Genomic DNA, 20,182 nt, shown 5'->3' with positions numbered 1-20,182 from the left:
TTTAAACATCGGTATTCGCGAGGAGTTAAGGTTTGCCTTGCATCCGGCTACATGCGGAAGATGCCAAATTTACTGTCTGGTATTGGCGCATTAAGCGCAGCAGACAGAGCAATGCCGACAACATCACGGGTTTTCGCAGGGTCAATAATGCCGTCGTCCCACAGGCGTGCACTGGCGTAGTATGCATGGCTTTGAGTCTGATATTGCTCCGCAATTGGACGTTTGAACGCTTCTTCTTCCTCTACGCTCCAGCTTTCACCTTTGCGAGTTTTGATATCGCGGGTCACTTGCGCCATCACGCCAGCCGCTTGCTCTCCACCCATGACGGAGATGCGCGCGTTTGGCCACATCCACATCATGGTTGGATCATAAGCGCGGCCACACATGCCGTAGTTTCCTGCGCCATACGATCCACCAATAACCACGGTAAACTTCGGCACGTCTGCACACGCAACAGCAGTTACCATTTTCGCACCATGTTTGGCGATGCCTTCGGCTTCGTACTTCTGACCGACCATAAAGCCCGTGATGTTCTGCAAGAAGAGCAGAGGAATTTTGCGTTGTGCGCACAGCTCAATAAAATGCGCGCCTTTTTGTGCTGATTCCGAAAATAGAATGCCGTTGTTAGCGACAATGCCAATCGGCATACCGTGAATATGGGCAAAGCCACAGACCAAGGTTTCGCCGAACAAGGCTTTAAATTCATCGAACTGGGAATCATCAACAATTCGGGCAATGACCTCTTTAACATCAAACGGCTTTTTAAGATCGGTTCCGACGATGCCGTACAGCTCTTGGGCAGGAAAACGTGGTTCCTGAGGTGCTTTTTGCTTGAGTTGAACGGGTTTCAAGTGGTTGATTTGTGAAACCGCTTGTCTTGCCAACTCTAACGCGTGGTGATCATTTTCTGCGTAATAGTCCGCCACACCAGAGGTGCGACAGTGAACGTCTGCGCCACCAAGATCTTCCGCGCTGACTTCTTCACCTGTCGCTGCTTTTACAAGAGGTGGACCTGCCAAGAAAATCGTACCTTGTTCTTTGACTATGATGGAAACATCACACATCGCAGGAACATAAGCGCCGCCAGCGGTACATAGCCCCATGACCACCGCAATTTGTGGAATGCCTTTGGCCGACATACGGGCTTGGTTGTAGAAAATACGGCCAAAATGGTCTTTATCTGGGAATACCTCATCTTGGCGGGGTAGGTTAGCGCCGCCAGAGTCGACTAAGTAAACACACGGCAGTTGGCATTTTTCTGCAATTTCTTGTGCTCTTAAGTGCTTTTTCACGGTGAGTGGGTAGTAACTGCCGCCTTTTACCGTCACGTCGTTCGCGACGATCATGCACTCATTGCCGTCAATTACACCCACACCGGCAACCACTCCAGCACATGGAACGTAATCTGGATACACATCCCAGCCAGCAAATTGACCAATTTCTAGAAAGGACGAACCAGGGTCGAGTAGGGCAAGAATGCGCTCACGTACCGGAAGTTTGCCTTTCTTCTGCTGATGCTCGCGGGCTTTCTCACCGCCACCATCTTCTATTTGGGCAGTCACGGTATAAAGTTGATCTACAAGTGACGCCATAGAGCGGTAGTTTTCCTGATACTGCTCTGAGTGGGTATTAATATTGGTCGTCAAACAAGCCATAAATAGCCGATCTCCATTCGGTAGACGGGTGACACCACCCGCCTTTATCTATGTTGAATAAGATTTAGGTTGAATAAGGAATTTATTTAGATTCAGAACGCCTAGGTATGTTGATTAGGCGCTTTCGTTAAACAATTCGCGACCAATAAGCATGCGGCGAATTTCTGAAGTGCCCGCACCGATTTCATACAGCTTGGCATCTCGCAACAAACGGCCCGTATCAAACTCGTTGATGTAGCCGTTACCGCCAAGTAGTTGAATCGCATCCAGTGCCATCTTGGTTGCCAGCTCTGCGCTGTAGAGGATCGCGCCAGCAGAATCTTTACGTGTGGTTTCACCACGATCACAAGCGGCAGCGACGGCGTAAACATACGCTTTAGCGGCATTCATTTGTGTGTACATATCCGCGATTTTTGCTTGAACTAGCTGGAATTCACCGATGGATTTACCGAACTGTTTACGGTCGTGAATGTAAGGCACAACGATATCCATACACGCCTGCATGATGCCAAGTGGGCCGCCTGCAAGCACCACACGCTCGTAGTCGAGGCCGCTCATCAATACTTTCACGCCTTGGTTTTCTTCGCCGAGAATATTTTCCGCAGGGACTTCGCAGTTTTGGAAGACCAGCTCACACGTATTCGAGCCGCGCATACCCAACTTGTCGAGTTTTTGTGCTTGAGTAAATCCAGGGAATTCGCGTTCCACAATAAATGCCGTGATGCCTTTGGAGTGCTGGCTTGGGTCGGTTTTTGCGTAGACAACATAGGTGTGTGCATCAGGGCCGTTGGTGATCCACATTTTGTTGCCGTTTAGCAGGAAAATATCGCCTTTACGTTCGGCTTTAAGCTGCATAGAGACCACATCAGAGCCGGCGCCGGGTTCACTCATAGCAAGGGCGCCGATATGTTCACCGGAGATGAGCTTAGGTAGGTATTTCTCTTTTTGCGCTTGTGTGCCGTTACGGTGGATTTGGTTGACGCAAAGGTTGGAGTGAGCGCCGTAACTTAACGCAACCGAAGCGGATGCTCGGCTGATTTCTTCCATAGCGATAACGTGGGCGAGATAGCCCATGCCTGCACCACCAAACTCTTCGCTGGTGGTCACACCTAAAAGACCCATGTCACCTAATTTGGACCAAAGATGGTTTGGAAAGTCGTTAGTTTGGTCGATAGATTGCGCTAGCGGCGCAATTTCTCTTGCAGCAAAACTATTGATTTGCTCGCGAAGCAAATCGGTATTTTCGTCATAAACAAAGTTCAGGGAAGAGTAGGTAGATTTCATTGCGTGTCCTTGCCTTTACGTCACCTACATCCCAGAGTTGAGGTGTTAGGTGACTTTTTCGCCTTTCATGGATCTCAGTGTGTTTTGGCATCGCAACTGCGCAGCATTTAACTCCATCATTACCGCTTGAATGTCGTTTGCTTGCTGTTGCAATGCTGCCTTCTTCTCTTCGATCAACCGAATCATATAGTTCAACTGCTCAGTACTTTGATCGGTATCGTAGAGTTCAAATAACTCTTTGATATCTGCAAGAGAAAAGCCCAATCGCTTACCTCGCAAAATCAGTTTTAGTCGAATTCGATCACGACCATTGTAGATTCGAGTGTTGCCTTTACGTTCTGGAGTTAGGAGACCTAAATCTTCGTAGAAGCGAATGCTTCGAGTAGTAATGTCGAACTCTTTCGCGAGCTCGCTGATCTTAAATGTGTTCATTCCTTAACCTTACGACTTTCGTATAACATTTACATGAATATACAATTCGTTAACGTTAAAGTAAACAAACAACATCCACTCTTGAGCCTTGATATCACTCGCATTTACTCGAAATCAAAGAATCACTCGAACAAACAATAACCTCAAACTTGACGTTAACGTAAATGTTAGTATAGTTATGACGTAAACGTCAATAAAAGGTTAATGGAATGAAAAATGAAACATGGATTGTTGCCGCTAAGCGAACGCCTATCGGCTCTTTTCAAGGTGCATTAGCTTCAACAGATGTCACGGAACTCGGTGCGAGAGCCATTCAAGGGGCGCTAGCCGAAAGCCAACTCGATGTGCACAAAATAGACGAAGTGTTGATGGGGTGCGTTTTACCCGCCGGTGTGGGGCAAGCGCCTGCAAGACAAGCAAGTCTTAAAGCTGAAATGCCACAATCGATTGGTTGTACGACACTGAACAAAGTTTGTGGATCGGGTATGAAAACCGTCATGCTGGCATATGACCTTATTCAATCTGGCAATGCGCATGCTGTCATCGCTGGTGGCATGGAAAACATGTCGTCTTCTCCTTATCTATTAAAGAAAGCGCGTGATGGTTTCCGTTTAGGTCACGAGCAAGTGCTTGATCACATGTTTTATGACGGTTTGCAGGATGCCTACCAAGGCGAGCTGATGGGTGTCTTTGCAGAACAGACGGCGCAAAAGTATCAGTTCAGCCGTGAAAGTATGGATGCCTGGGCGCAACAGTCGTTGACTCGTACGCAGCAAGCAATCGAACAAGGTTTGTTCAAAGAAGAGATCGTGCCTGTTAACGTAAAAAATCGACGCGGCGAAACCTTGGTTGTAGATGATGAGCAACCGAGCAAACTCGACGTCACTAAAATTCCTACCTTACGCCCTGCGTTTGCCAAAGATGGCGGCGTAACCGCAGCAAACTCTAGTTCCATTTCGGATGGTGCGTCGGCAATGATCTTAGTCGATAGTGAGTTTGGTCGTCAGGAAAACCTTCAGCCTCTAGCCAAAATTGTCGCGTACAGCACGCATGCAAGACAGCCTGATGAGTTCACCATCGCACCAGTCTTCGCGATTGAATCGCTGCTGGAAAAAACGGGCTGGGACAAATCAGACGTGGACCTTTGGGAAATCAATGAAGCTTTTGCTGTCGTGACTCAATACGCGGTGAAAGCTCTCGAACTGGACGAGAGCAAAGTGAACCCTCGCGGAGGGGCTTGTGCGCTGGGGCATCCAATAGGCGCAAGTGGCAATCGAATCCTTGTCACTTTGATTCATGCGCTAAAACAAACTGGTGGTAAGCGTGGCGTTGCATCGCTTTGTATTGGCGGCGGCGAAGCTACCGCTATCGCGATTGAAATCTGCTAAATCACTCTCAACAAAGTTTCACTTACATAACAGTAGTCAGTAACAAGCTGAAAAATACAAGGATGTCATCATGACAGAACAAGTAAAGCAGTATATCGGTGGTGAATTTGCCATCTCCGATTCAAAACAATGGCTAGATGTAACCAACCCGGCAACCAACGAAGTGATTGCACAAGTACCTTGTGCCACGGAATCGGAAATGAATGCGGCGATTGCCAGCGCAACAGAAACGTTCAAACGCTGGAAAGAAGTTGCAGCGCCGGAGCGTGCTAGATTGATGTTGCGCTACCAACATCTGTTAAAAGAGCAACACGATGAGTTGGCGATACTGCTTTCAAGTGAGACAGGCAAAACCCTCGCGGATGCAAAGGGTGACATTTGGCGCGGAATTGAAGTGGTAGAGCAAGCTGCAAACATTTGTAGCTCAATGATGGGCGAAACGGTTGAGAACGTCGCGACCAATATTGATGGTTACTCTTACATTCAACCGCTCGGCGTTTGTGCTGGCATTACACCGTTTAACTTCCCTGCGATGATCCCATTGTGGATGTTCCCGATGGCGATCGCTTGTGGCAACACCTTTGTTTTGAAGCCGTCAGAGCAAGTGCCACTAACGGCAATGAAACTGGCGGAGCTGTTTGAACAAGCTGGCGCACCAAAAGGCGTATTGCAAGTTGTTCACGGGACCAAAGAGCAAGTCGACCGCATTCTGACTGATCCAGTTGTTCGTGCGATCTCTTTTGTTGGCTCTGTGCCCGTTGGTGAGTACATCTACAAAACAGGTACAGACAACCTGAAACGCGTGCAGTCATTTGCAGGTGCTAAGAACCACATGGTCATCATGCCGGATGCAAACAAACAGCAAGTCATCAATAACCTAGTTGGCGCGTCAGTTGGTGCTGCAGGCCAACGCTGTATGGCTATTTCGGTTGCCGTATTTGTCGGCGAAACCAAAGAATGGATTCCAGAGCTTAAAGAGGCGTTAGCTCAGGTTCAGCCTGGCGCGTGGGATGATGAAACCGCCGGTTATGGTCCACTGATTAGCCCTCAAGCGAAGCAGCGAGTGGTGAATCTGATTAATGAAGGCAAAGCGTCAGGCGCGAATTGTGTTCTGGACGGGACAGACTGCCAAGTACCTGGCTTCCCGAACGGTAACTGGGTGGGGCCAACACTGTTTACCAACGTGACCACAGACATGTCGATTTATCAGGAAGAAATTTTCGGGCCTGTACTGTTAACTATGGAAGTGGATGACCTAGATGAAGCGATTGAACTGATCAATGCAAACCGCTTTGGTAATGGTACGTCTATTTTCACGGCGAACGGCGCTGCCGCGAGAAAGTATCAACACAATATCGAAGTAGGTAACGTAGGAATCAACGTACCGATTCCGGTGCCATTGCCGTTCTTTTCGTTTACTGGGTGGAAAGGCAGCTTCTACGGCGACCTGCATGCTTACGGTAAACAAGCGGTTCGCTTCTACACCGAGACGAAAACTGTCACCGCGCGTTGGTTTGAAGATGACATTCCAAGCGGTCCAAACATGACTATTCAACTTAGCTAATTACTGGATTAGCGACACCTCTAGCCAAGCCCTTCATCCTTTTAGAGGGCTTGGCTCGGATACAAATGCAACGAATTAGACCTTAGGACTTCAAGATGGATTTTGAATTAAACGAAGATCAACTCGCGTTTGCCGAAGTAGCAAAGCAGTTTGCAGACCAAATGTTAGCGCCGCACGCGGCCGAGTGGGATGAAAACCATCACTTCCCTAAAGATGTACTGCGTCAGGCGGGTGAGCTGGGCTTTTTGAGTATCTACACGCCACCAGAGCACGGTGGCTTGGGGTTATCTCGTTTGGATGCGGCGATCATTTTCGAGCAGTTGGCTATGGGTTGTACCGCGACTACTGCGTTTATGACCATTCACAACATGGCGACGTGGATGATCACCAGCTTTGCCAAAGCCGAAGTGGCGCAGCAATTTAGCGCGGATCTAATTTCGGGTGAAAAGCTCGCTTCCTACTGTTTAACCGAACCTAATGCCGGCTCTGACGCCGCTTCTCTAACGACTAGCGCAGTGCGTGATGGCGATGAGTTTGTTCTCAATGGCGCAAAAGTGTTTATCTCGGGTGCCGGTGATACAGATGTATTAGTCGTGATGGCGCGTTCCTGTGGTGAAGGAGCGAGTGGCGTTTCTGCATTCGTTGTTCCTGCTGATTGCGAAGGCATTAGCTACGGTAAAAAAGAAGCCAAAATGGGTTGGAACTGCCAGCCAACTCGCATGATTACCTTCGAAAATGTTCGTATTCCGGCTGACTATCTGTTGGGTGAAGAGGGAGAAGGCTTTAAGTTCGCCATGCTTGGTCTGGATGGCGGCCGAATCAATATCGCCACTTGTTCCGTCGGTACTGCGCAACAAGCTCTGAACGAAGCCAAACAATACATGACCGAACGCAAACAGTTCGGCCGTTCACTGGCGCAATTTCAAGCGTTGCAGTTCAAGCTTGCTGATATGGCGACTGAGCTGGTCGCTGCGCGTCAAATGGTGCGACTCGCTGCCGCTAAACTCGATGCCCAGCACGTAGAAAAAAGTGCGTACTGTGCCATGGCAAAACGCTTTTCTACTGATGTGGGCTTTAAAGTCTGCGATCAGGCGCTGCAAATTCACGGTGGCTATGGCTACATCAAAGAATATCCAGTCGAGCGCCATTTCCGAGACGTTCGTGTTCACCAAATCCTTGAAGGTACCAACGAAATCATGCGTCTGATCGTCGCAAGACGATTACTAACGGAAGGCGTTGAGCTGCTTTAGTCAGCGAGACACAGCCTTACCTAAAGAAATTAAAAAGGACTGAAAGATTATGACGGCACAAATCAAATTAGAGCGCGAAGCGCATATTGCCAAGCTCACGATTAGTAATCCGCCAGCGAACACTTGGACGCTTGAGTCTTTGAATCAGCTAAAAGAGTTGGCGATTGAACTTAGCAATGATTGCTCTATTTATGCGTTGGTTTTAACAGGCGAAGGCGAGAAGTTCTTCTCTGCTGGAGCAGATCTTAATAACTTTGCATCGGGTGATAAATCACAAGCAGCGGACATGGCGTTCGCATTTGGTGAAGCGTTTGAAGCGCTTTCTGCATTCGATGGGGTTTCTATCGCAGCGATTAATGGCTATGCGATGGGCGGCGGTCTGGAAGTGGCGATGGCGTGTGACATTCGTATCGCAGAAGAACAAGTACAAATGGCACTTCCTGAAGCATCGGTAGGTTTGTTGCCGTGTGCGGGAGGGACGCAAAACCTGACCGCGTTGGTAGGTGAAGGTTGGGCGAAGCGTATGATCCTGTGTGGCGAGCGTGTGACGGCCGAGCGAGCGGAAAAAATTGGTTTAGTCGAAGAGGTGGTGGCGAAAGGTCAAGCACTCGAAGCGGCTATGGAGCTAGCACAGCGTGTTGCGGGCCAATCACCGAAATCCATTTCTGCGTGCAAAACGCTCATTCAAGGTCGACGCAGCCAAACTCACGCGGCTGGATTGGTTTTAGAGCGTGAACTGTTTTTACAGCTGTTCAATACACAAGATCAGACTGAGGGTGTGAATGCGTTTTTGCAAAAGCGCAAGCCACAATGGACAAACAGCTAGCGGAGGCCAAATGACAGGTACAGTAAATGTTTCAAAGCTTAAGTGCGCTGATGGCTCTGTTATTGGTGTGCTGGAGCTTGATAATCCAGCTGCTCTCAACGCGTTGAGTTACGTGATGATTGAGAAGTTGTACAAACAGCTTAATGAATGGCAAACGGACGACAGCGTCGTCGCGGTATTCTTGCATGCTCAAGGTGAAAAAGCGTTTTGTGCTGGCGGAGATATTCAAGCGATCTATCGCGCACTTGAAAACAAAGAGCAAGATTTTGATTCTGCGTTTTCAGCGATGGAAACCTTCTTTGACCTCGAATATCGTTGTGACCATCTTATTCATACTTATCCAAAACCGATCATCGCGTGGGGACATGGTTATTTGATGGGCGGGGGAGTTGGCCTGTTTATGGGTGCCAGCCATCGCGTAGCAGAAACCACCACACGCTTTGCAATGCCAGAGATTAAAATTGGCCTTTACCCAGATGTAGGCGCGACGTACTTCCTGAACCAGTTGCCAAAACATTTGGCACTGTTCTTAAGTTTGACGGCTTGCCAAATTAACGCAACAGATATGAAAGCGTTGGGGTTAAGCCAATGGATTGCACAGCCAGAAAACAAGCAAGTGCTGCTGGATCTGCTTGCATCGGTAAGTTGGAAAGGTGAAGCGAACATCAACGAAAAAATCGCCACTACGCTGCGTTCGGTACACGTGGACGAGCCAACCGAAGGGATGTTGATGCCCTATGCGGAATTGATTGAGCAGTTATGTTCGGGTGACTTAGCGTCAATTGTTGATGCAATCAGCCGTGCTAACGTTGATAACAAGTGGTTCGTCAATGCGCAGAAGTCACTGAACTATGGCAGTCCGCTGTCGCTCAGTATCACTTATCAGCAGTTAACGCAGTATCAAAACCTCTCTTTGAAAGCGTGTTTTGATATGGAATTTAACCTAACACTACGTTGTGGCTTAGAAGGTGATTTTAGAGAAGGGGTTCGTGCGCTGATTATTGATAAAACCAATCAACCGACTTGGCAACATCGCACGGTTTCTGACGTAACGCCACAAGTTTTGGAGCGCTTCTTCTCGCCAATTGACTCAGCAGAATACCCACTGACCGCATCGTCGGTAGCTATAGCGGCACTTTAGTACAAGGAAGAAATACGATATGGACAAAATTGCATTTATTGGCCTTGGTAACATGGGTGCGCCTATGGCTAAGAATCTACTCAAAGCGGGCTTGAACGTCGAAGTATTTGATTTGAACCCAAACGCAGTTGAGGAGTTGACCGCATTGGGCGCTTCAAGTGCCGATTCCGTTCAGCAGGCAGTACAAGGTGTTGACGTGGTTGTCACTATGCTGCCAGCGAGCCAACACGTTCAAAGCGTTTATCTTGGTCAAGATGGCATCTTAGATAGCGTCGAATCAGGTTCCTTGCTGATTGATTCTTCCACCATCGATCCGGCGACTGCTCGCTTGGTTGGCGAAAAAGCATCGCAACTTGGTATCAGTTTTGTTGATGCACCAGTATCTGGCGGCGTTGCGGGCGCAGCAGCAGGTACGTTAACTTTCATTGCTGGCGGCTCACAAGAGAACTTTGTTCAAGCCAAAGCGGTGCTTAGCCACATGGGTAAAAACATCTTCCATGCGGGTGATGCTGGAGCTGGTCAGGTCGCGAAGATCTGCAATAACATGATGTTGGGCATTTTGATGAGCGGCACCTGTGAAGCACTCAATTTAGGGATGGAAAATGGACTCGATCCCAAAGTGCTTTCCGACATCATGTTGCAAAGTTCAGGGCGTAACTGGGCGCTAGAGCTTTATAACCCTTGTCCAGGTGTGATGGAAAGTACGCCTGCAAGCAATGGTTATCAAGGCGGCTTTATGAGCCAGTTAATGGCTAAAGATCTGGGTCTTGCGATGGAAGCGGCGGTTGCCAGTCAAACATCAACGCCAATGGGCAGCTTGGCTCGTAATCTGTTTAATTTTCACAACAGTCAGGGCAACGGGCAAAAAGATTTTTCAAGCTTGTTTGAGTTCTACCAAAAGCAAAATCAGGCCTAAGGAGCGCTTATGGAGTTAGCAAATAAGGTCATTGCGATCACGGGGGCAGGGCAGGGGCTGGGTAAACAAATGGCACTGTCACTGGCGGAAAATGGCGTTCATCTTGCGCTTATCGACCTCAATTCAGAGCAACTGGCTGAAACGAAAGCGGAATGTGAATCTCTCGGCGTTACCGCTCGCTTTTATGTGACGAACGTGACTGACGAACAGCAGGTGTGCACTGCTTTTGAGCAAATTGAGGCAGATTTCAAGCAGCTCAATGGCGTTATCAATAACGCAGGTATTATGCGTGATGGTATGTTCATTAAAGTCAAAGATGGTCAGGTTAACACGATGTCGCTGGAACAATTTCAGTCTGTTCTAGATGTGAATGTAACAGGCACTTTCCTGTGTGGCCGTGAAGCGAGCAGGGTAATGCTGAACACCGATAGCAAAGGGGTTCTGATCAACATATCCAGCGTTGCGCGTGCCGGGAATATTGGTCAAACCAACTATTCAGCATCTAAAGCGGCGGTAGCCACCATGGCAACGGTGTGGGCGAAAGAGTTAGGGCGTTTCGGAATTCGCTCAGTGGCGATTGCTCCGGGTGTCATCAAAACTGCCATGACAGACCAAATAAAACCTGAAGCGATGGAACGTTTAATCGGAATGATTCCGGTTGGACGTTTAGGTTTGGCGGATGAAATTGCATCGACCATAAAATACGTGTTAACCAACGAATTCGTGACCGGACGAGTGTTCGAAGTCGATGGCGGAATGCGAATGTAACCCCCTCTGCAACATAAAAAAAGGGGAGCGAGTTTGATTGTCCGCTTCCTTCCACTTTCTTCTTTCTTTTATTGCTTCTATCTGAAAAATGTATTGGATGCATGGTCGACTGCTATCTCATCGAACGGTATAAAAATTGATTCTATTTCTAATGTGAATGGTTAGTTCTATATTGCTTGTCATGTAAATGTATCAACTCACAACTAAGACGAACTTTTGTCTCACTAACGAGATCATTATTCTTGGTGTGTAAAAAACACTCTCATTGGTTATATTGTGACCGAAAACTATTTCGGCATCTAAAGGTGGTGATTTATTATTCAGCGCAAAATACATGGGAATATGAGGCTGACTGAATAACCTTCAGTTGTCTTAATAATAAATAATCAGAATTCTCAATTACACTGAAGTAACTACCCATTAGGGAAGAGCAATAATGTCACTATTTCATTCGCTTAGGACGATGCCGCTATTATTGGGGTGTCTGTGTTTTTCTGTTCAGGCCTCCACAGAAAAGGTGGAACAGGAAGGTAAGTTTTTACAGTCGTTAGAAGGCATCGAAAATCAAATTTACGCATTACCTCAGAGTTCTTTAGCTTTGATTGAAGCGTTAGAAGAAGAGTCTTTACTACAAAACCAACCAACAGCGCTGTTGGTGCGTTACTGGCTTGCCAAGGCCACGGTTTTAGAGCTGCTAGGGCGCGTAGAAGAGAGTCAGAGTGTCGTTCAAAAAGGATTGGAGCTTGTGCGTCCACAGAGCCATGAGTATCTCCTGTTTAAGTTGATTCAGATGCGAACTATGGTTGGAAAGAGCGATATCGATACCGCGCTTTCTGCGTTGGATAGCTTGTTGGAAACATCGCGTGAGAATGGTGATAAGCAACTTGAATCAGAAATCCTGTTGCTAAAAGGACGCTATTACGATGAGCAAGGTGAGTTTAAAAAATCCTATGCTGCACTTATGTCGTCCATGGATGCGGCTGAATCTTCAGGTGTTCACGGGCTGGTCGAACGTGCAGCACTAGAGCTAGGTGACGTACTTGTCAAAATTCAGGGTTACGACCGATCTGAGGCGCTTTTGGAACAAGCATATCGCTATTTTAGGGATAGGCGTATGTCGTTCAATGAGTTGTTGAGCGTTTTGACGATAGCGAAACTTCATAAAGCACAGTTCCAATACGAAGAGGCGATAGCGTCATATCAGCGAGCGTTAAAGCTGGCTCAAATTATCGGTGATGGACGCTTTAGATTTCGAGTTAATCTTGAACTTGCAGCTTTATATCGCGAGACGAATCAAGAAAAGAAGATGGTTAACCACTTGAAGCTGGCGGAGAATTTACAGTACAGAGAAACGTCTAGCGCGTATTTGGCAACATTTAAGTTGTTACAAGCCGAATATATGTTAGAGCAGCAGCAATTTGAAATACTTTTAGCGATGATCGCACCAATGCTGCCGGAGATTATAGAGAGTCGATACGTCAAGCAACAGCAAATGGAGCTACTAAAAGTCGCCGCTATGGCCTATGCGGGAAGCAATGACTTTAAACTAGCATTCGAAACTTACGGTAACTATCACGATAAATTTATCCAATTTAGCAATCAAAGAGAAGTTGAAAATCTTGAGCGCCAGCAGACGTTATTTGAGTTGGAACGACTTGAATATGAGAACGAAGATCTTAACTGGAACAATGTGTTGCAGCGTATGGAGCTAGAAAATAACCGTCGTACTTTTTACTTATTGGGTGAAGCGCTACTTGCGCTCATCGGTGTTCTATTTTTGATGGCGGTAGTATTTCTCGTCGTCAATCGCTCGCGTTTGAGAATGCGTCGCCTCGCAAAGACAGACACATTGACAGGGTTGTTCAATCGCCGTTTTTTAGAGGACTGGTTCACTAAGCCAGTAGAAGTGTGGCGTGAGCGAAAAGAGAAACCGGTACCTCAATCTAAGCAAGAAAAAATACAACACTTTGTTTTTGAGCAAGTCGAGCAAGTTAAGTACGGTTATCTAGCTTTAAATAAATGGGTAGATAGCAAACTCGATAAACAGAAAATGGTGCCAAATAAACCACAATCGGGGCCAGTAACTTTAGCGTTAATCGATGTGGATTATTTCAAGCAGGTAAATGATACCTATGGGCATGTGTTTGGAGATACCGTACTAACTGGCGTTGCCAAAGTGTTGGAGGAAACTGTACGTGAAAACGACATTGTTGCTCGCTTTGGTGGTGAAGAGTTTGTTGTTATGCCCAATACAGACCATGAAAACGCCCTTATTACTGCCGAACGTTTACGTAGCGCTTTATCCCTACATGGCTTTGTTACGGAACAGAAAGAAGAAGTGAGAGTGACCTGTAGTTTTGGAGTCGTTACCACTGAAGATAATGAGATGAGCTTTAAATCACTTTGCGATCAGGCCGATAAATTGCTTTATCAAGCGAAAGCGAACGGACGCAACTGCGTGAAAGGTCGTTCGCTAGCGTAACAGAAATCAAGAGTTCAGGCTCATCGCACGATGAATCTGAACTTATCCCTCCCATTTACTTTGATAGCCAAGTGACTTTGAGATCCTTGCTTCGAATATAAAACGCTGAATCTAACATCTTAAAGTCACTTGGCGATATTACTTAAAAATGGCTTAAGGATATCGAATCGCATATTCATGGCGTTCAACATAACCTCTCTTTTTGCCTCCTTCACCTTCAAAGTGCGAATGCCACTTGTGTCTACAAAACTATAACAAACTAGTGTGTCTATTCTTTGTACAAACAAACCATGTACAGGTGAAATGATTAGTGGTCGATATAAATTTTTTGTGGCACAGATTTTTGTTGTTCAAAAATCAACTCGTTCATCATCGTTTTAAAAATAGAGAAAGAGTTAAGTGTTTGATTTTGTTTTTCTTGTTTGTTTGTTCTTAAACTGAAATCTAGTTATCCCGACAAGTTCTTACCGAGCGATTTTTCGTACACCCTCAACTTTTCATCCTTTTTTACTAACATTTTTCTTTAAAAATAATTTGAGTTCGAATTAATTTTCAGGCATTTTATATTTAACTAACCGTTCAATTAAAAATAACAGGGACGCAAAATGCCAAAGGTGGGGATGCCTGAAATCAGAAAACCGCAGCTTGTGAAAGCGACAATGTCAGTGATTGATAGAGTCGGTTTACACGCGGCGAGTATTTCGTTAATCAGCAAAGAAGCCGGTGTATCAACGGGGATTATCAACCACTATTTCGGTGGTAAGCACGGATTGCTGGAGGAAACGATGCGCGAAATCTTGCGTCAGCTTTCGTCCACTATCACACAGAAGTTACGTGAGCTGCCAAGTGATGCTCATCACCAAAGAATTAACGCCATCATTGATGGTAACTTTGTCGGCTATCAGGCAGAAAACCAAGTTGCTAAGACTTGGCTGGCGTTTTGGTCGTACTCAATGCATGACGAGCAGCTCAAGCGTTTGCAGCGTGTCAACGAACGACGTCTATTGTCCCACCTAAGAAAAGAACTCAAAGCATTATTAAATGCAGAGCAGGCTGAATTGGTTGCTCATGGTATTGCATCACTTATTGATGGAATTTGGCTGCGCGGAACGCTCAACCCGCAAGGCATTGATGCAGAAAGAGCGAGAATCATCATCAACGATTATCTCGAAAAACAACTTACGTTTTATTCTGAAAAAATATAAAAGTTACAGGTCTTCAAAATGGAAATGAAAGCACACTATATCAATGGTGCGATGTACGACGGGTGTTCAGATGAACACTTCACCACTTACAATCCGGCGAATGGTGAGCCATTGGCCAACATTAAACAAGCGAACCAAGACGATCTTCAAGCAGCGATTGAATCGGCAAAGAAAGGTTTTGCTGCATGGTCGGCGATGACTGCGATTGAGCGCAGCCGTATTTTACACAAAGCCGTTGCCATTTTACGTGAGCGTAATGACGAGTTGGCTGCATTGGAAGTGGCAGATACTGGTAAGCCCATTCAAGAAGCTATCGCGGTTGATGTCACAACAGGTGCCGATGTTCTTGAGTACTACGCTGGCCTTGCTCCAAGTCTACAAGGTGAACAGCAGCCACTCAGCGACGATCAGTTTTTCTATACACGTCGTGAGCCATTGGGCATTTGCGCGGGTATTGGCGCTTGGAATTATCCAATTCAAATTGCGATGTGGAAATCGGCGCCAGCACTGGCTGCGGGCAACGCAATGATCTTCAAGCCATCAGAAGAAACACCATTAACGGCGCTTAAGCTCGCCGAAATTTATTCAGAAGCGGGCATGCCAGATGGCGTATTTAATGTCGTGCAAGGGGATTACCGAGTAGGACAGATGCTAACGGCGCATCCTGATATCGCAAAAGTGTCATTCACGGGTGAGTCAGGCACCGGTAAAGTCGTCATGAGTGACAGCGCTAAGACACTAAAACAAGTAACGATGGAGCTTGGTGGTAAGTCTCCACTGATTATTTTTGATGATGCGAAGTTAAACGATGCCGTTTCTGCGGCCATGGTGGCGAACTTCTACACCCAAGGTGAGGTTTGTACGCACGGTACACGTGTATTTGTCCATGAAGGTATTTATGACGACTTTATCGCACAGCTTAAAGCCCGAACCGAGTTGTTAGTCGTCGGCGATCCGCTTGATGAGAACACGCAAATTGGCGCGCTAATCTCTAAAGATCATGAATCGAAAGTTCTAGGAGCGATTGAAGCCGCGAAAGCGAGTGGCGCGACGTTACTGACTGGCGGCTACAAAGTAACAGACAATGGCCTAGCTAATGGTAACTTTGTTGCTCCAACCGTATTTGTCGATTGCGATGATGACATGAGCCACGTTCAACAAGAAATCTTTGGCCCGGTAATGTCAGTTCTGAAATTCCGCGATGAGTCGGAAGTGATTGCGCGTGCAAATGACACCGATTATGGCTTAGCGGCAGGTGTATTTACTCAAAACCTATCTCGTGCGCACCGTGTTATCCATCAAATTCAAGCGGGTATTTGTTGGGTGAACACATGGGGTGACTCACCTGCAGAAATGCCAGTTGGCGGCTACAAGCAATCAGGTGTTGGCCGTGAAAACGGAGTCGAAACCCTTAAACATTACACACAAACGAAGAGTGTTCTGGTTCAGCTAAGCGACTTCGAAAGCCCTTACAAATGATACTACTCATAGTAGATAACTGACCGCTTTAGCTTGTTAAAATGCTCGATAACTACGTTGTCAATTTTGATTGTAGGTTAACTACTTATCAAAATTTCCGCCTTGTTCTCAAGCATTTTTCCTACGCTAATTTCGTTCACTTATCTACGGTGATTCGTATTAACTCCTAGGAGAATAAAAATGCAACAACACTACGATTACATCATCGTCGGTGCGGGTTCGGCCGGCTGTGTGTTAGCGGATCGCTTAAGTGAAAGTGGTCAAAATTCGGTTCTATTACTCGAAGCGGGTGGGTCGGATAAAAGTATTTTTATCCAAATGCCAACAGCGCTTTCTTACCCGATGAATACTGAAAAATACGCGTGGCAGTTTGAGACGGTTGAAGAGCAAGGGTTGGATGGTCGCCAACTTCATTGTCCTCGCGGAAAAGTTCTGGGCGGTAGCTCATCTATCAACGGCATGGTTTACGTTCGCGGACACGCTTGTGACTTTGACCAGTGGGAAGAGGAAGGAGCGAAAGGCTGGAATTATCAGTCGTGTTTGCCTTATTTCCGTAAAGCAGAGTCTTGGATTGGTGGTGCTGATGAATATCGGGGCGATCACGGGCCAGTCGGCACATGTAACGGCAACGATATGAAGCTCAATCCACTGTACCAAGCTTTTATTGATGCAGGCAAAGAAGCGGGCTACCCAGAAACAAAAGATTACAACGGTTATCAACAAGAGGGCTTTGGCCCAATGCATATGACCGTCGACAAAGGCGTACGCGCTTCAACCTCTAACGCATACTTAAGCCGTGCTAAAAAACGCAAAAACTTCACCCTAATGAAGAGGGTGACGGTTCATCGAGTTTTATTAGAAGAAACTGGTGCAGAAGGCAAGAAAGCGGTAGGCGTTGAATTTGAAAAGTCAGGTTCAATTCAGCAATGTTTTGCGAATAATGAAGTGATTTCGAGTGCGGGTTCGGTTGGCTCCGTTCAGCTGTTGCAGCTTTCAGGCATTGGCCCTAAGGCAGTATTAGAAAAAGCGGGCATTGAGGTGAAACACTCGTTGGAGGGAGTAGGTAAAAACCTGCAAGATCACTTAGAAGTGTACTTCCAATATCACTGTAAACAACCTATCACGCTCAACAGCAAATTAGGGTTGGTGAGCAAGGGCTTGATTGGCACTGAGTGGATATTAACTCGCAAAGGCCTTGGTGCTACTAACCACTTTGAATCGTGTGCGTTTATCCGCTCTCGTGAAGGACTAAAGTGGCCAAATATTCAATATCACTTCTTGCCAGCGGCAATGCGCTATGACGGGCAAGCTGCTTTTGATGGTCATGGTTTCCAAGTGCACGTCGGACCTAACAAGCCAGAAAGTCGCGGGTCGGTCGAAGTTGTCTCTGCGAATCCGAATGATAAGCCGAAGATTGAGTTTAACTACATTTCCACTGAACAAGATAAGCAGGATTGGCGTGATTGTATTCGCCTTACTCGCGAGATCCTCAATCAGCCAGCCATGGATGAGTTTCGTGGGGACGAGATCCAACCCGGTCTGAACATCACAACGGATGAACAGATTGATGAATGGGTGAAGCAAAACGTCGAGAGTGCTTACCATCCATCTTGTACCTGCAAAATGGGCGCAGATAATGACCCATTAGCCGTCTTAAATGAGCGATGCCAAGTACGCGGTATTCAAGGCTTGCGTGTGGTGGACTCTTCTATTTTCCCAACCATTCCGAACGGTAATTTAAATGCGCCAACGATTATGGTGGCAGAACGCGCCGCGGATATGATTTTGGATAACGCCCTAGAAACGTCGAACAACGTACCAGTTTGGATTGCACCGGACTGGCAAGAGATGCAACGAATGCATCCGCCAAAAAGAGATCTCGATTCGATCTCATAAAATGAAAAAGTCAGTAATCATTACAAGGAATTCAACATGTCTAAGATGACAAAAATCTTCTCAACAATTGCACTAAGTACTTTAGCAACAGGCGCTTACGCCAACCAATGTGAAACGGTTCGTTTCGCAGATGTAGGTTGGACTGACATCACTGCGACCACTGCCGTTACATCAGAGTTACTTAAAGGGTTGGGGTACAAAACGAAGACTGATCTTCTGTCTGTGCCTGTAACTTACTCCTCTATGGCTAATGGCGATATCGACATTTTCTTAGGTAACTGGATGCCAACGATGGAAGGTGATATCGCGAAATACCGTGATGCAGGTACCGTTGAAACCGTACGCGCGAACCTCGTTGGCGCAAAATACACGCTAGCGGTTCCAAAATACGTTTATGACGCAGGCGTGACCAACTTCGCTGACCTAGTAAAACATGCCGACAAATTTAAAGACCGCATTTACGGCATTGAACCTGGAAACGATGGCAACCGCTTAATTCAGTCAATGATTGATAGTAACGCATTCGGCCTAAAAGATTTCAGCCTAGTTGAGTCCAGTGAAGCAGGCATGGTATCTCAAGTATCACGTGCCGCACGCCGCAATCAATGGATTGTGTACCTAGGTTGGGCGCCGCACCCAATGAATAGTAACGTTGAAATGGAATATCTAGCGGGTGGTGATGACTTCTTCGGTCCTAACTACGGCGGCGCGAACGTCTACACAAACGTACGTAAAAATTACCTCGCTGAGTGTCCAAATGTAGGTCAGCTAGTGAAAAATCTAGAGTTTAACCTAGAAATGGAAAATGAACTGATGGAAGCGATTCTTAACCAGAAACAGAAGCCATCAAAAGCAGCGCAAGCATGGTTGAATGCAAACCAAGAGCAAATTGAAGCGTGGCTAGAGGGCGTGAAAACGGTAGATGGCCAAGATGCGCTAACAGCTATTACAAACTACTTAAAAACAAACGCTTAATAAGCAGTATTTGAGCTCGTTTTTTTAAAAGAAAGTGGGCAGAGTTTTGCCCGCTTCATTAACACAAAGGTTTTATTTTGAATTTTATTACGGACAACAAACTACCGTTGGGCCAATGGATGGAAACTGGCGTCGATTGGTTAACCATCAATGCATCGGGTTTTTTCGATGCAATCTCTATTACACTTGAAACGATCATTCTTTTCGTGGTGGACATTTTTAAATGGATGCCACCTGCAGCGCCAATCATTATGACGGCGGCAATTGCTTGGTTCTTACATCGCAGTATTCCTCTTGTCGTATTTATCGTGTTGGCCTTACTCGCAATTCTCAACCTTGGTTACTGGCAAGAAATGCTGGAAACCTTTGTCCTTGTGTTTGCAGCGACAACGATTTCCGTATTAATTGGCGTGCCGTTGGGCATTATGGCGGCGCACCGTCCTTGGTTATACACCTTGTTGCGGCCAATACTCGATTTAATGCAGACCGTCCCGACATTCGTTTACCTAATTCCAACCTTGGTTCTGTTTGGATTGGGTATTGTTCCTGGCCTAATCTCGACCATCATTTTTGCTATCGCAGCACCCATTCGCTTGACGTACCTCGGCATTATTAAAGTGCCGGAGGAGCTACTTGAAGCGGGTAAAGCATTTGGTGCCAGCCGCATGAAGCTACTGTTCAAGGTAGAGTTGCCTGCGGCATTGCCAAGTATTATGGCTGGCGTTACGCAGTGCATTATGTTGTCTCTTTCTATGGTGGTCATTGCGGCGCTTGTTGGTGCTGATGGGCTTGGTAAGCCAGTCGTACGTGCACTGAATACGGTAAACATTTCACAAGGTTTTGAAGCTGGTTTAGCGATTGTACTCGTTGCCATCATTCTTGATCGCTTGTGTAAAGCACCAAACCAGAAGGAGGCATAAT

Annotated in this window: 16 protein-coding genes; 13 read left to right on the top strand and 3 right to left on the bottom strand. The window is 46.5% G+C overall.

All coding sequences use genetic code 11. From position 1 onward, the window contains the following. Nucleotides 1–47 precede the first annotated feature (47 nt). The 3 genes from R7E78_RS12475 to R7E78_RS12465 form a co-directional block, all read right to left on the bottom strand. Nucleotides 48–1,655, bottom strand: a complete 1,608-nt coding sequence (locus R7E78_RS12475; RefSeq protein WP_213987084.1) for a carboxyl transferase domain-containing protein — start codon at nt 1,653–1,655, stop codon at nt 48–50. Nucleotides 1,656–1,769: 114 nt separating this feature from the next. Continuing rightward, complete coding sequence (locus R7E78_RS12470) at nt 1,770–2,939, bottom strand: isovaleryl-CoA dehydrogenase (protein WP_258644140.1); 1,170 nt, start codon at nt 2,937–2,939, stop codon at nt 1,770–1,772. 45 nt (nt 2,940–2,984) lie between these two features. Continuing rightward, nucleotides 2,985–3,371: a MerR family transcriptional regulator gene (locus tag R7E78_RS12465; RefSeq protein ID WP_005373242.1), complete on the bottom strand. Its 387-nt coding sequence runs from the start codon at nt 3,369–3,371 to the stop codon at nt 2,985–2,987. Nucleotides 3,372–3,580: 209 nt separating this feature from the next. Here R7E78_RS12465 and R7E78_RS12460 point away from each other — a divergent pair, with 209 nt between their 5' ends. The 13 genes from R7E78_RS12460 to choW all read left to right on the top strand — a co-directional run bounded on the left by R7E78_RS12460 (nt 3,581) and on the right by choW (nt 20,181). After that, entirely contained in the window at nt 3,581–4,759 is a 1,179-nt protein-coding gene (locus tag R7E78_RS12460) for a thiolase family protein (protein ID WP_318057920.1), read from the top strand. A gap of 70 nt (nt 4,760–4,829) precedes the next feature. Then, the gene (locus R7E78_RS12455; protein WP_053304725.1) at nt 4,830–6,323 is read left to right on the top strand and encodes a CoA-acylating methylmalonate-semialdehyde dehydrogenase; all 1,494 of its coding nucleotides are present in this window, start codon (nt 4,830–4,832) and stop codon (nt 6,321–6,323) included. Between the two features lie 95 nt (nt 6,324–6,418). Further along, nucleotides 6,419–7,573: an acyl-CoA dehydrogenase family protein gene (locus tag R7E78_RS12450; protein ID WP_318057919.1), complete on the top strand. Its 1,155-nt coding sequence runs from the start codon at nt 6,419–6,421 to the stop codon at nt 7,571–7,573. A gap of 49 nt (nt 7,574–7,622) precedes the next feature. Then, complete coding sequence (locus R7E78_RS12445; protein WP_182015890.1) at nt 7,623–8,399, top strand: enoyl-CoA hydratase; 777 nt, start codon at nt 7,623–7,625, stop codon at nt 8,397–8,399. 10 nt (nt 8,400–8,409) lie between these two features. After that, nucleotides 8,410–9,540 carry an enoyl-CoA hydratase/isomerase family protein gene (locus tag R7E78_RS12440; protein ID WP_182015892.1) on the top strand — a complete coding sequence of 377 codons (1,131 nt, stop codon included), beginning with the start codon at nt 8,410–8,412 and terminating at the stop codon, nt 9,538–9,540. 19 nt (nt 9,541–9,559) lie between these two features. Then, nucleotides 9,560–10,456 (top strand): 3-hydroxyisobutyrate dehydrogenase, encoded by an 897-nt coding sequence (gene mmsB / locus R7E78_RS12435; protein ID WP_054702305.1) that lies wholly within the window; start codon nt 9,560–9,562, stop codon nt 10,454–10,456. A 9-nt stretch (nt 10,457–10,465) separates the two neighbouring features. Continuing rightward, entirely contained in the window at nt 10,466–11,224 is a 759-nt protein-coding gene (locus tag R7E78_RS12430) for an SDR family oxidoreductase (protein ID WP_054702302.1), read from the top strand. A gap of 463 nt (nt 11,225–11,687) precedes the next feature. After that, nucleotides 11,688–13,706: a diguanylate cyclase gene (locus tag R7E78_RS12425; protein ID WP_411913757.1), complete on the top strand. Its 2,019-nt coding sequence runs from the start codon at nt 11,688–11,690 to the stop codon at nt 13,704–13,706. 605 nt (nt 13,707–14,311) lie between these two features. Then, a complete protein-coding gene (gene betI / locus R7E78_RS12420) occupies nt 14,312–14,911 on the top strand; it encodes a transcriptional regulator BetI (RefSeq protein ID WP_017820329.1) in 600 nt (199 codons plus the stop codon). Between the two features lie 18 nt (nt 14,912–14,929). Then, nucleotides 14,930–16,390, top strand: a complete 1,461-nt coding sequence (gene betB / locus R7E78_RS12415) for a betaine-aldehyde dehydrogenase (RefSeq protein WP_167416100.1) — start codon at nt 14,930–14,932, stop codon at nt 16,388–16,390. 180 nt (nt 16,391–16,570) lie between these two features. Next, nucleotides 16,571–18,286, top strand: a complete 1,716-nt coding sequence (gene betA / locus R7E78_RS12410) for a choline dehydrogenase (protein WP_005373209.1) — start codon at nt 16,571–16,573, stop codon at nt 18,284–18,286. A 36-nt stretch (nt 18,287–18,322) separates the two neighbouring features. Further along, nucleotides 18,323–19,261 carry a choline ABC transporter substrate-binding protein gene (locus R7E78_RS12405; protein ID WP_005382646.1) on the top strand — a complete coding sequence of 313 codons (939 nt, stop codon included), beginning with the start codon at nt 18,323–18,325 and terminating at the stop codon, nt 19,259–19,261. Nucleotides 19,262–19,338: 77 nt separating this feature from the next. After that, nucleotides 19,339–20,181, top strand: coding sequence for a choline ABC transporter permease subunit (gene choW / locus R7E78_RS12400; protein ID WP_005392552.1), 843 nt, complete (start codon nt 19,339–19,341; stop codon nt 20,179–20,181). Nucleotide 20,182 lies beyond the last annotated feature (1 nt).

This window comes from Vibrio sp. YT-19(2023) (genome assembly GCF_033337395.1).
The sequence above is the reverse complement of the archived record's forward strand: the minus strand, read 5'-3'. Positions and strand labels throughout refer to the sequence as shown.

Coding starts and splice junctions, on each gene's coding strand:
- R7E78_RS12460 (WP_318057920.1), top strand. CDS start 3,581: ATGAAAAATGAAACATGGATTGTTGCCGCTAAGCGAACGCCTATCGGC.
- betB (WP_167416100.1), top strand. CDS start 14,930: ATGGAAATGAAAGCACACTATATCAATGGTGCGATGTACGACGGGTGT.
- R7E78_RS12475 (WP_213987084.1), bottom strand. CDS start 1,655: ATGGCTTGTTTGACGACCAATATTAATACCCACTCAGAGCAGTATCAG.
- R7E78_RS12455 (WP_053304725.1), top strand. CDS start 4,830: ATGACAGAACAAGTAAAGCAGTATATCGGTGGTGAATTTGCCATCTCC.
- R7E78_RS12470 (WP_258644140.1), bottom strand. CDS start 2,939: ATGAAATCTACCTACTCTTCCCTGAACTTTGTTTATGACGAAAATACC.
- R7E78_RS12465 (WP_005373242.1), bottom strand. CDS start 3,371: ATGAACACATTTAAGATCAGCGAGCTCGCGAAAGAGTTCGACATTACT.
- mmsB (WP_054702305.1), top strand. CDS start 9,560: ATGGACAAAATTGCATTTATTGGCCTTGGTAACATGGGTGCGCCTATG.
- R7E78_RS12445 (WP_182015890.1), top strand. CDS start 7,623: ATGACGGCACAAATCAAATTAGAGCGCGAAGCGCATATTGCCAAGCTC.
- R7E78_RS12440 (WP_182015892.1), top strand. CDS start 8,410: ATGACAGGTACAGTAAATGTTTCAAAGCTTAAGTGCGCTGATGGCTCT.
- R7E78_RS12430 (WP_054702302.1), top strand. CDS start 10,466: ATGGAGTTAGCAAATAAGGTCATTGCGATCACGGGGGCAGGGCAGGGG.
- R7E78_RS12425 (WP_411913757.1), top strand. CDS start 11,688: ATGCCGCTATTATTGGGGTGTCTGTGTTTTTCTGTTCAGGCCTCCACA.
- R7E78_RS12405 (WP_005382646.1), top strand. CDS start 18,323: ATGTCTAAGATGACAAAAATCTTCTCAACAATTGCACTAAGTACTTTA.
- betA (WP_005373209.1), top strand. CDS start 16,571: ATGCAACAACACTACGATTACATCATCGTCGGTGCGGGTTCGGCCGGC.
- R7E78_RS12450 (WP_318057919.1), top strand. CDS start 6,419: ATGGATTTTGAATTAAACGAAGATCAACTCGCGTTTGCCGAAGTAGCA.
- betI (WP_017820329.1), top strand. CDS start 14,312: ATGCCAAAGGTGGGGATGCCTGAAATCAGAAAACCGCAGCTTGTGAAA.